We start from the raw sequence: 12,854 nt of genomic DNA, 5'->3' as shown, positions 1-12,854 counted from the left end.
GACAACAATTATAATATATTAATCTAGTTTAGACGATAGAGGGGAGACGGGCAAATGAGTGATATTGTCGTCAGTACGAAGACTTTTGAATTGGAGTCCGAGTATACACCCCAGGGCGATCAGCCTCATGCCATAGATGAATTACTACAAGGCATCCGGCAGGGTAAGAAGCACCAGACGCTGCTGGGAGCGACAGGTACAGGGAAGACCTTTACTGTCGCGCAAGTTATTTCCAAATTAAATCGCCCCACGCTGGTTATTGCGCATAACAAGACACTGGCTGCCCAGCTGGCAAGTGAGTTTAAGGAGTTTTTCCCGAATAATTCGGTAGACTATTTCGTCAGCTACTACGACTATTACCAACCAGAGGCGTATATTCCCTCCTCCGATACTTATATTGAGAAAGATTCCAGTATTAACGAAGAGATTGATAAACTTCGCCACTCCGCGACAAGCTCCTTGTTCGAACGGCGTGACGTTATTATTGTAGCGAGTGTGTCTTGTATTTACGGTCTCGGTTCACCAATGGAATACGGAAGCTTGCTGTTGTCCTTGCGGGTTGGGATGGAGAAACCGCGCAATGAGATTCTGAGCAGACTGGTGGATATTCAATACCAGCGCAATGATATCAATTTTGTACGCGGAACATTCCGTGTACGTGGTGATGTGGTTGAGATCTTCCCAGCCTCTCAGGGTGAACATGCGATTCGTGTTGAATTGTTTGGGGATGAGATTGAGCGGATCACTGAAATAGATGTTTTAACGGGCGAATTGATCGGTGAACGCGATCATGTCGCCATTTTTCCGGCTTCTCACTTTGTTACCAAGGAAGAAACGATGCGTGTAGCAATAGTCAATATTGAACGGGAGCTAGAAGAGCGGCTGACCGTGCTTCGTGACGCAGGCAAGCTTCTGGAAGCGCAACGTTTGGAACAACGGACACGTTACGACATTGAAATGATGAAGGAAGTGGGTTTCTGTTCGGGGATCGAGAACTATTCCGGGCCACTAACCTTCAGGGAACCGGGAGCAACTCCATATACGTTAATGGATTATTTTCCTGATGATATGTTAATCGTCGTAGATGAATCCCATGTTACCCTTCCGCAAATTCGGGCGATGTATAACGGTGACCGGGCGCGTAAAACAGTGTTGGTAGAGCATGGTTTCCGTCTGCCTTCTGCACTGGATAACCGTCCGCTTCAGTTCGAAGAGTTCGAAGATAAAGTAAACCAGATCATTTACGTTTCCGCGACACCTGGACCTTATGAAATGGAACACTGCGAAACTATGGTGCAGCAGATTATCCGTCCGACTGGTCTATTGGATCCAATCATCGAGGTCCGTCCTACAGAAGGTCAGATTGATGATCTGATTAGCGAAATCCGTGACCGGGTTGAACGCGATGAACGTGTACTCGTTACCACTTTGACGAAGAAGATGTCGGAGGATCTGACAGACTACTTTAAGGAAATCGGGATTAAGGTTCGTTACATGCACTCTGACATCAAGACACTGGAACGGATGGCGATCTTGCGGGATCTTCGTCTCGGTACGTTCCATGTACTGGTAGGGATTAACCTCCTGAGAGAAGGTCTCGACTTACCGGAGGTATCTTTAGTTGCAATTCTCGATGCCGATAAAGAAGGGTTCCTTCGTTCCGAACGTTCACTAATTCAGACGATTGGCCGTGCGGCTCGTAACTCTGAGGGTCGTGTAATCATGTATGGTGATCGGATCACTGATTCGATGGAAAAAGCGATGAGCGAAACATCGCGCCGTCGCGCCATTCAGATTGCCCATAATGAGAAACATGGCATCACCCCAACCACTATTAATAAAAAAGTGCGTGACATCATCGAGGCAACGAAGGTTGCTGAGTCTAAAGCTGATTATCTCACAGGTGTTGGTGGCAAGATGAATAAGAAAGAAAAACAAAGTCTGATCCAGCGTCTGGAAGCTGAAATGAAGGACGCTGCCAAGAACCTGCAATTTGAACGCGCGGCAGAGCTACGCGACGCATTGCTGGAGCTTCGGGCTGAGTAATAAACTATTAATGTATCACCGATATTTAAAATAGGTATTGAACGGTGCTGTCCTAGACCGTTCTTTTTGAATCAATAGAGGGTCGCGTATCCCGCGATGTTTATGACACTTATGCGTATTCGCAGGGACAGCACCATGCAATGAACTTGGCACTTATGCGTATTCGCAGGGACAGCACCATGCAATGAACTTGGCACTTATGCGTATCCCGCAGGGACAGCACCATGCAACGTTTATGACAGTTGCATGTACCTGTCTTTAGTTAGTGCGCTAACGTCCAAGCGGTCCCGTAGGGATAAGCGCTCTGAGCATTGTAGTCACTAAGTTACGTCCCACCATACTCCTTCTCCAGAAAATGCGGGTGTCCAGAGGGTGCAACCCTTGGGGCCCTCCCTTGGAAGGGAGGGTTTGGGAGGGATCGAAAGGCTTTGAAAAGGCTTTGAGAATATTTTGAAATAAAGTTGAAATAGTTTTTTTAAAAGGAGAGGTTCCGTTGGCGAACGAAAATATTGTAATTAAAGGCGCGAGGGCGCACAATCTCAAAAACATCGATGTGACGATTCCACGTGACCGTTTCGTCGTGCTGACGGGACTTAGCGGCTCAGGTAAATCATCGCTTGCATTTGATACGATTTATGCTGAAGGACAACGGCGTTATGTTGAATCTTTGTCGGCTTATGCACGTCAGTTTTTGGGACAAATGGAGAAACCAGATGTGGATTCGATTGATGGTTTGTCCCCGGCGATATCTATAGATCAGAAGACAACAAGCCGGAACCCACGCTCCACGGTAGGTACAGTTACGGAGATTTATGACTATTTGCGGCTGCTCTTTGCACGTATTGGTCATCCCCATTGCCCAGAGCATGGCATTGAGATTACCTCCCAGACCGTTGAACAGATGGTAGACCGGATTATGCAGTATCCAGAGAAAACTCGGTTACAGATCCTGGCGCCAATCATTTCAGGACGTAAAGGTGAGCATAAAGGACTTTTCACAGATATCTCTAAGCAAGGCTTCGTACGTGTGCGTGTGGACGGGGAGCTAAGAGATCTGTCAGAGGATATTGAACTAGAAAAGAATAAAAAACATACAATAGAAGTTGTGGTAGACCGGATCGTTGTTAAAGACGATGTGGAGACCCGGCTGACGGATTCACTGGAGACGGCGCTTAAGCTTTCGGGCGGTAAAATCCTTGTTGATATCATCGGCCAGGAAGAGCTGCTTTTCAGCTCTAACTTTGCTTGTCCAATTTGTGGTTTTAGTATTGAAGAGTTGGCACCACGGATGTTCTCTTTCAACAGTCCGTTTGGAGCTTGTACAGAGTGCGATGGACTTGGCATGAAGATGGTGGTCGATCCAGACCTGCTTATTCCTGATGCTGAGAAATCCATTGAAGAAGGTGCTTTTTTAGCTTGGACTGGAAGTACTTCTAATTACTATCCGCAATTTCTGAAGTCGGTTTGTGAACACTTTAAAATTCCTCAGAACGTTCCGGTAAGCAGTCTGACACCTGATCATATGAATAAATTACTGAATGGTACAGGCAGTGAGAAGGTTCGCTTCCGTTATGAAAATGATTTCGGTCAAAAGAAAGATGCGATGGTTGCTTTTGAAGGGATTATACCTAACCTCGAGCGGCGTTACCGTGAAACTGCTTCGGATGGTATTCGTGAATTTATCGAAGGATTTATGAGTGCTAAGCCATGTCATGTATGTAAAGGTAAACGTCTGAAAAAAGAAATATTAGCTGTGACTATCAATGATCATAATATTTCTGATGTTACGGACCTTTCAATAGGAGACTGTCAGCATTGGTTTGAAGAGATAAAATTGAGCGAAAAAGAAACAGCCATCGCCAATCTCATTTTAAAAGAGATCTGCAATCGGCTTGGATTCCTTGTGAATGTAGGCTTGGATTATTTGACGCTTAGCCGTGCAGCGGGTTCGCTTTCCGGTGGTGAGGCGCAGCGTATTCGGTTGGCTACTCAGATCGGTTCAAGTCTCATGGGTGTATTGTACATTCTGGATGAGCCAAGTATTGGTTTGCATCAACGAGATAATGATCGCCTGATCTCTACGCTTGCGCATATGCGTGATTTAGGCAATACGCTGATTGTTGTAGAGCATGACGAAGACACGATGATGGCAGCGGATTACATTATTGATATTGGTCCGGGCGCAGGTATTCATGGTGGACAAGTTATGGCTCAAGGGACGCCAGAAGAGATTATGAAAGATCCGAATTCATTAACGGGTGAATATTTAAGCGGACGTAAATTTATTCCGGTTACCGCTAAACGCCGTCCTACCGATGATCGCTGGGTAGAAATACGTGGTGCTAAAGAGAATAACCTGAAAAATGTGAATGTGAAGATTCCATTAGGTGTATTTACAGCGGTGACAGGTGTATCGGGTTCTGGTAAATCCTCGCTTATCAACGAGATTCTTTACAAGAGTCTGGCACGGCAGTTGAATAAGGCTGTGAAGGTGCGTCCTGGTCAGCATAAAGAAATTCGTGGACTAGAAAATCTCGATAAAGTTATTGAAATCGATCAGTCGCCAATCGGGCGGACGCCGCGTTCCAACCCAGCAACCTATACAGGTGTATTCGATGACATCCGGGACCTGTTCTCCAAGACAAATGAGGCTAAGGTACGTGGTTTCCAAAAGGGACGCTTCAGCTTTAACGTAAAAGGCGGACGTTGTGAAGCTTGCCGTGGAGACGGGATCATTAAGATTGAGATGCACTTCTTGCCGGATGTGTATGTCCCTTGCGAAGTATGTAAGGGCAAACGGTATAACCGGGAAACACTAGAAGTGAAATATAAAGGCAAAAACATTTCAGATGTGTTAGAGATGACGGTAGAGGACGCAACAGAGTTTTTTGTAAATATCCCGCGTATCCATCGTAAAATGCAAACATTGATGGATGTAGGACTTGGGTATATTAAGATTGGTCAACCGGGAACCACTTTATCCGGTGGTGAAGCACAGCGGGTAAAGTTGGCTTCTGAGCTCTACCGTCGCAGCACGGGTAAAACACTTTATATTTTGGATGAGCCTACAACAGGCCTGCATGTAGATGACATTGGTCGTCTGCTTGAGGTATTGCATCGTTTGGTGGATTCCGGAGAATCGGTTCTTGTTATTGAACATAATCTGGATGTAATCAAGACAGCGGATTATATCATCGATATGGGACCGGAAGGTGGTAGCGGCGGGGGTACCGTCCTGGCAACAGGGACACCGGAGAAGATCATTACAGTCACAGAGTCTTACACAGGTAAGTATCTGAAGCCGGTTCTGATTCGTGATACAGAGCGGACCGAAGCGCTTATGCTTGAGACGGCGGAAACCCTCTAAATAAACAGTAAGTAATATAACCTATGTATATAAGGCCTCGGTATCTTGCCGGGGCTTTTGTTGTAGGATTATCCGGTAATTATACGAAAGACGGCTCATAGATATATGATGTGATCTTTCTAGCAAAAGTTATACGGATTCTATAGAAAAAATGGATTTAATAATAGGTAAGGTAGGCATATGTAGGACATGTTCGTAGTAAGATTCAATGAGGAGTATTCTGTTGATAGGGTTAACGGGTAAGTGATTAACATTAGGGTCAAAAGTTCCTTGAAAACCGAATAATTAATCATTCATATCACTCTATCAAATAACTGTTTATTAGATTAGGGAAAACCTCCCTGATAATCACAAAATGAGCTGATAATCGGTCAATATTAGGGACAATTTCCCTAATTCATTAAAGCCTAAATTTCGAGCCCAGAGTTCTAAGTTCTAAGTTCTAAGTTCTGAATTTTAATTCCAATTCACTGCTCAATTTATCTCATCTCTAAAGCAGTTAACGGACTTTCTATTGTAACCTTTATGACGATAGAGTTGATTGGACTCACAGTACTTTCACTAATCCACCCCAATTGTCAGTGATCAATCTCATCGTTATTACGGATTTTGCAGGGATAAAATATATTTTTTACGACAAATACATAATTTTTCTACAAAACCTATTGCATCGCCCAAATGGTAGCGATAACATAGAAGGTGATATGGGGATTACTGGATCTTGCTTGACAACATTTTTGAGGAGGTAAGGTTATGCTGCTTGCAGAAGTTGCCGCGCAAGGACCGTCTAAATTTCATACCTTTGATGTGTTTATGATTTTATTTACCATCTTGATTTTGGTCGGGGTTGTTCGACTATTGAAAGCTCCCCAGAAGAACAAATTTGCCATTGGTTTTGGAGCCGTTAGCTTGCTGGTTTTTGTGATCTCTGACTATGCCATGGTGATGCATTGGTTAAGTTAATGAAAGAACTAAATTGAACAGCTTTGCACCAAAAGACTCCTTTAACGCCATGGGCGCATTGAAGGCGTCTTTTTTCAAATAATATAATGTAAAATTTATCCATGAGCAAAGAGAGGGTCTGGTGAGGAATGAGGAGTGTTGGGGAGAAGCTGGTGAAGAAAGGATTAGGTCTATTACTGTGCGGCGTAGTGCTATCGGGAGTATGGAGTCAGTCGGTGTTTGCTTTTGATAGTACTAGTAAGGTAGTTAGTAAAGCAGGGGCAGAAGATCCGATACCTGGAATTATTAAAAGTATCACTCCTTCTGTTGTGGGCATTATCGGTAAAGACGAGAGTGGCGGTAATAGTGGCCCGGATGATCGGTACAATCTGACGCATGGCTCCGGCATCATTGTGAAATCGAACGGATGGATTGTAACCAATGCTCATGTAATCAAGGATCTGCAAAATGCCATAGTGGTCACTTCGGACTCCAAAACCTACAGCGTTAAAGAAACCTATCTGGATGAAGTTAGTGATCTGGCGCTGATCAAAATCAATGCCACCCATTTAAAGCCCGCCAAGTTTATTCCAGCGAGTGGCAAAACAGTGGTTGGGGAGAAGGTTATTGCTATCGGAACACCGATTAGCTTTTCTCTACGAAACTCAGCGACAGTAGGCGTTATAAGTGGTCTTAACCGTGAGGTAGATGCGGCGTATCGTCTTATCCAGAGTGACACTGCGATTAATCCCGGAAACAGCGGAGGGCCGCTTGTAAATATGAAGGGTGAGGTGCTGGGAATCAACAGCCTGAAATACTCAGCGGTGGGTGTGGAAAATATGGGGTTTTCGATTCCAACGAATACTGTGCAGTATATTATGAACCAGCTTTTAAAATATGGTGAGGTACAGCATCCGAGTCTTGGGCTAGAGCTGGAGGCAAGCTGGTCTACGATTGTGGGATTGCCAACGCTGGACCCGCTGTCCGTCACTAAGGTGGTGTCTTCAGAAGCGCTCAAGTCAGGGGTTGCTGAAGGGGACGTCTTGTATAGCATCGATGGGCATCGTGTGGTCTCACTAGTTGATATTAATGAATTGTTCAAAAGCTACCTGCCGGGAGCAACTGTGCGGCTGGTTATGCAAAGCGATGGGGATATCGTCGTCCGTAAACTCGTGCTCACTCAAGGTGATCCGTTGTTAAGCGGAGATGATTATGAAACGGATGGGGACGAGCACGCGGAAGAGTGATCAGCAAACTGGAGAGGGGGACGGTAAATGGGCTTGAAAATTTTAAAACAAGGATTTTGTGCGATGCTGGCCTTATTATTGCTATTTTCTATATTACCCATACAAACAGCATTAGCTTCACAAGGAGATAAGCTACAGCTGAGTCTAAAAGTTGGCAGTACTTCAGCTACGGTGAATGGTAAGAAGGTGGTTATCGAGCGGCCTTATACGGAGAACGGAACGGTTATGGTCCCGCTTGGGGTTTTTAAAAAGACGTTTGGCAGCACTGTTTCCTTAGAGCAGAACAATGTTGTAAAAGTAACCTATGGTGCTCATTCAGGGGTGATGACGATTGGGAGTGATATCGCTTGGAAGAATGGGATCAAAGTTAAACTGGGCTCAGCGCCCCGGATGGTTTCAGATGTGCTGATGGTACCGCTACGCTTTGTAGCTGATGTGTTAGGTGCGACCCTCTCTCAAGGGAGTGGGGGTGAGCTAATGGTTACCCTAGTTCCTATAGACAACGAAGAAGATACGCCAGAGGATACTGGGATTGACAGCGATGTTGGTAAGACTCAAATTGGAAACAGTTATTTTCAATGGACACTGAATTATCCCTCTGGGCTGATTGCTGGAAATAGCGGTGGAGATGAAAGTGTGGCTACCTTTTCAAGTGCGGACAATCTATATTATGTGGAGATTCATGTAAGTGACCAGGCGGTTGCGGTGGATACGGATGGGCTGTTGGAACAGCTGGTTCGGGAGGTCGAGGCAGGTGGGGAGCTGATTTTGGATCGGGAGTCGTTCCCCAAAGCCGCGGTACCTTATGCTAGATTGATCAGTAAAGATTCCAGTGGAGCGCTCTGGGAAAGCAGACTGTTATATGCTGAAGGTCGACTCTACGAGATTTATTTGACGGATAACAAAGCAGTTAATTATAAAGATTTTGCTAAATATACAGGATTACTTAACTCTTTCCAGCCTTCTTTTGATACTAAAAGCAAAAAAATCCGTGATCTTTCTACGGTGAAAAGTGGATTGCGTGACGCGTACAATGAGGACTATGGGATTTCACTACAGGTTCCCGCAGATTGGAGTAAGGACGACCAGCATCTCTATTACGAGAGTAAGCAGGGAAGTCATCTGAGTGTGGCAGTTACCTCGGCACCTGCTGGTTCTACACTAGAGAGCTGGGCTGAAGATCTGAAAATGAAAACTAAAGAAAATTTTGTAGCGGATGCTTATATTCTGAAAGACAGCAACAAGTCGGAGATCTCGGGCGTATCCGCACAAATTAATGAGCTACAGCTAAATTACGGCAACGGTGTTACTACAGAATATCAAGCTCTCATACTCAAAAATGGGTATCGTTATTATTTTGAATATGTAACAGCTGCTGGGCAAGATGACGATAAGGCAAAATTCAAAGCCATCATATCCTCTATTGATATTGATTTTGCTCTGCTGAAGGAGAACTTCGGGCGACTCGCTAGTGATGATTATAAGACGCTCAAAAATAAGACACTAACCAAAGTATCCAAAACCTACGGTTATGCCATTGATATTCCAAGTTTATGGACACCTTATCAGGATATTTTTGAGACGCAGTCGATTGAATATCGGTTCAGCGGAGGACGTCTACAGATCTACTCAAAACCCGAGGGTTCAGTGGATTATACAGTTAATGTGCTCAAAGATGCTTATCAAAATAAAAATAATGATCCCAAAGGCCCTCGTATAGAAAGTGTAGTGGAGTCTACCATTGCGGATGTCCCTGCTACGATCATAACTGCACATCAAATCAAAAATGGCATCCCTCTTCGCAGTAAGCAGGTTGTGTTTGGTAAAAATGATGTGGTCTACACGATTACCGTTACGCTGAATGATGCCAATGCCACTGCAGAACAGCAGGCTCTGTTAGACAAGACACTACAATCGTTTCGGTTTACAAACAGTAAGTAGTTAAAAAAGTACGAAAATCGTAGCTGACACAGGAATAGAGGCGTATAATTTAATCAGACGAAGAACGTCCCAGTTGCCGATTTGGCTTGGGGCGTTCTTTTTTTGGATAAAGGGGGAAAAGGGATATGAGGTGTACGATTGGAATCGTTTGTCACAATTTATGATATCGCTAGGTTCGGAGCCAATGTTATCCAAGTTGGGCATAATGTGAATAGCTAAAGGGTGGATTGATGTATTTGATACAACATTCTATCGTATGTCCCGTATGTCACGGAATTCCTAGTGAATTGTTGTAAATGTTGCAACTTTTTGTGCCGGTTGTCGATACTAGAGTGTGAGAATGATGATTTATGTACAACATTTAGTTGTCGAAGCACTGAATTGGGCAATAAAGTTGCATGTTCTACAACATTCATGGAGTAAAGAGCAATAAGCAAGAAGTCGGCTTTCTGACAGCATTATGACTTTTATTCTATATAAATGTTGGTAAACGCATAGCGCTCAAGTGTGATATTTGATACAATTATCAAGTTAATCAACTAGAAATGACCCGTCAAATGGCGGTTTGGGAGGATATAAATGAAAGAGCAACAAATACGCAGAGAAGACGTGGAGCTATTGGCACCGGCAGGTGATTGGGACTGCATGCGTGCAGCGGTAGCAAACGGAGCGGATGCTATCTTTTTTGGCGTAGAGAAGTTTAATGCACGGGCCAGAGCGAACAACTTTCGCATGGACGAGCTGTCGGAAATTATGGCGTTTTTGCATAGCTATGGTGTGAAGGGATTTTTGACCTTTAATATACTGGTTTTTGAAAATGAATTGTCTGATGCAAAAGAACTGATTGATGCATGCGTGGATGCTGGCGTAGACGCAGTAATTGTACAAGATTTAGGTTTGGTCAAAATGATCCGCGAAATCTCACCGGATTTCCCGATTCACGGATCGACACAGATGACCATTACTTCGCCGGAAGCGGTCGAGTTTACTAAACCTTTCAGTTTGGAACGTGTGGTATTAGGTCGTGAGAACAATTTGAAACAAATTCGTACGATCGGAGAGCAAGCCCGCTTACCGATGGAAGTATTCGTACACGGTGCTTTGTGTGTTTCCTACTCAGGTCAATGTCTGACCTCTGAAATGTGGGGCGGACGTTCAGCCAACCGCGGTGAATGTGCTCAGGCTTGCCGCTTGCCTTATGATCTGATGGTGGATGGTGAGGTAAAACCTATGGGAGACGTAACTTATTTGCTTTCTCCTAAGGACCTGGCAGCAATTGATCTAATGCCTGAACTGATCGAGGCGGGTGTGACTTCTTTTAAAATCGAAGGCCGCCTCAAAAGCCCGGAATATGTAGCGAATGTAGTTAGTAAGTATCGTAAAGCGATTGATCGGTATTTTGAAGGCGATCTGTCTAAACCTTCGAAGGAGGAGGTGCGCGAGCTGCAACAAAGCTTCTCCCGCGGGTTTACACATGGTTTCCTGGATGGAACGAACAATAAGAAACTGGTAGACGGGACTTTCCCAAAAAGCCGTGGTGTATATTTAGGGACGGTTGAGCAAATTCTGCGTGACGGAGTGGTCTGCCGTATTCATGCACCGCTTAAGCGTGGGGACGGAATTGTTTTTGACGCTGGGGATCCAACGAAAAAAGAAGAAGGCGGTCGTGTCTACGACCTCCGTCGTAAAGGTGTGAAGCTGGAAGGCGAAGCCGGAGAAGGCTGGATCATCGACATCGTAGCCGGTCGTAATGATGTGGATCTTCGTCGTCTAAATGTCGGTGACCGCATCTGGAAAACAAATGACCCTGCATTAGATAAGGCGCTGCGCCAGACTTATGAAACTGAAAAGCCGTACCGGGTATTTCCGGTACATGTTAGAGTGCAAGGCTGCGTCGGCGAGAAGCTGACGACTTGGTGGACGGACGTTCAGAAGAACGTTACCGTCCGTGTGGACTCGGAGCTCGCGCTGGAAGCCGCGCAAAAGCGTCCGATGGATACCGCGCTGCTGGAAGAACAATTCGGCCGCCTGGGCGGGACCGTGTTCCAGCTTGACGCGTTGGAGTCGCATCTGCAAGGCGACGTCATCGTCCCTATGCGCGAGCTGAACAGCATCCGCCGCCAAGCGGTGGAGCTGCTTGCGGGCGAGCGCCCGAAACCGCCCGTCTACGTGAAACGGGCGATCGAGGTTTACGGCGACGCCACCCACAAGGGCGTCGCTCCGCAGCGCGCTGGTGAAGCGGAGCTCACCGCGCTGTGCCGCAGCCTGCCGCAGGTGCAGGCTGCGCTCGAGGCCGGCGTGAGAAACATCTACGCCGACTTCGAGTTTATCAAGCAGTTCCCGGCAGCGGTAGATGCGGTACGGGCTGCAGGGGCCAGCATAGCGCTGGCCACGCCGCGCATTCATATGCCGGGCGAGAACGGCTACCACGCGAATATTCTTCGCTTGCAGCCGGATGCTGTGCTCGTGCGTAATACAGGCGCGTTATATTATTATCTGCGCCGCCGCCAGGAGCAGCCGGATGCTGTGCATCCACGCCTGATCGGTGATTTCTCACTGAATATCGCCAATCATAAAGCAGTGGATTTGTTCCTTGAGGCTGGCTGTGACATAGTAACGCCATCCTATGACTTGAACATTCAACAGATGGTTGATCTGCTTGAACACAGTGATACGTCCCGGATGGAGGTTGTTATTCATCAGCATTTGCCGATGTTCCATACTGAACACTGCGTGTACTGTACCTTTATGAGTGAAGGCACAGACTATACGAACTGTGGTCGTCCTTGTGAAGAGCACCGTGCTTCTTTGCAAGACCGTATTGGAATGTCACATCCAGTTCGTGTGGATGAAGGCTGCCGTAATACCGTCTATAACGCTGTTGAGCAGTCTGGTGCGGAGTATCTGAATAATTTCCGTGACCTAGGAGTATCTTCATACCGTGTGGAGTTCTTGGAAGAGACACCAGAGCAAGTGGCTGAGGTAATTAGCCTCTACAGCCGCGCTCTGCGTGGTGAAATCTCTGGTACACAGGTATGGAAGAGCTTAAAGGCTACTAACCAACTTGGTGTAACGCGTGGGCAATTGGTGAACGCGAAGTAATAAGAGTTAAGAGTTGAAGAAAAAGGGCTAAGTAACTACCAGGTAGATGCTGGTATTGCTTAGCCCTTTTTTTAGAATTGATCTCGTCCTCATCCTAATTTGCATATACTAAATAGTAGTATATTATAGGGTCAGCAAAGTATTTAAAATAGCAATAATTGATTATAATTCCTGCCCTCTTATTTCATTGGAATAGATATACAAATATA

At 45.6% G+C, this 12,854-nt stretch carries 6 protein-coding genes; all 6 read left to right on the top strand.

Annotated features, from left to right (window positions below; translation table 11 throughout):
* Positions 1-54 precede the first annotated feature (54 nt).
* The 6 genes from uvrB (at position 55) to MHI25_RS28420 (ending at position 12,645) form a co-directional block, all read left to right on the top strand.
* The gene (uvrB, locus tag MHI25_RS28445) at positions 55-2,046 is read left to right on the top strand and encodes an excinuclease ABC subunit UvrB (RefSeq protein WP_036678623.1); all 1,992 of its coding nucleotides are present in this window, start codon (positions 55-57) and stop codon (positions 2,044-2,046) included.
* Positions 2,047-2,539: 493 nt separating this feature from the next.
* Positions 2,540-5,413, top strand: a complete 2,874-nt coding sequence (uvrA, locus tag MHI25_RS28440) for an excinuclease ABC subunit UvrA (protein ID WP_076137311.1) — start codon at positions 2,540-2,542, stop codon at positions 5,411-5,413.
* A 753-nt stretch (positions 5,414-6,166) separates the two neighbouring features.
* Positions 6,167-6,376, top strand: a complete 210-nt coding sequence (locus MHI25_RS28435; protein WP_036678627.1) for a DUF2759 family protein — start codon at positions 6,167-6,169, stop codon at positions 6,374-6,376.
* 152 nt (positions 6,377-6,528) lie between these two features.
* Positions 6,529-7,602 carry a trypsin-like peptidase domain-containing protein gene (locus MHI25_RS28430; protein WP_340394678.1) on the top strand — a complete coding sequence of 358 codons (1,074 nt, stop codon included), beginning with the start codon at positions 6,529-6,531 and terminating at the stop codon, positions 7,600-7,602.
* Between the two features lie 27 nt (positions 7,603-7,629).
* Positions 7,630-9,543, top strand: a complete 1,914-nt coding sequence (locus tag MHI25_RS28425; protein ID WP_340394677.1) for a stalk domain-containing protein — start codon at positions 7,630-7,632, stop codon at positions 9,541-9,543.
* Between the two features lie 579 nt (positions 9,544-10,122).
* Complete coding sequence (locus tag MHI25_RS28420; RefSeq protein ID WP_076276879.1) at positions 10,123-12,645, top strand: U32 family peptidase; 2,523 nt, start codon at positions 10,123-10,125, stop codon at positions 12,643-12,645.
* The last annotated feature ends 209 nt before the right edge of the window (positions 12,646-12,854 follow it).

This window comes from Paenibacillus sp. FSL E2-0177 (assembly GCF_037992975.1).
Lineage (GTDB): Bacteria > Bacillota > Bacilli > Paenibacillales > Paenibacillaceae > Paenibacillus_AQ > Paenibacillus_AQ odorifer.
The sequence above is the reverse complement of the archived record's forward strand: the minus strand, read 5'-3'. Positions and strand labels throughout refer to the sequence as shown.

What these genes read in the sequence shown, in the direction of transcription:
- MHI25_RS28420 (WP_076276879.1), top strand. Translation starts at nt 10,123, where the DNA reads ATGAAAGAGCAACAAATACGCAGAGAAGACGTGGAGCTATTGGCACCG.
- uvrB (WP_036678623.1), top strand. Translation starts at nt 55, where the DNA reads ATGAGTGATATTGTCGTCAGTACGAAGACTTTTGAATTGGAGTCCGAG.
- MHI25_RS28425 (WP_340394677.1), top strand. Translation starts at nt 7,630, where the DNA reads ATGGGCTTGAAAATTTTAAAACAAGGATTTTGTGCGATGCTGGCCTTA.
- MHI25_RS28435 (WP_036678627.1), top strand. Translation starts at nt 6,167, where the DNA reads ATGCTGCTTGCAGAAGTTGCCGCGCAAGGACCGTCTAAATTTCATACC.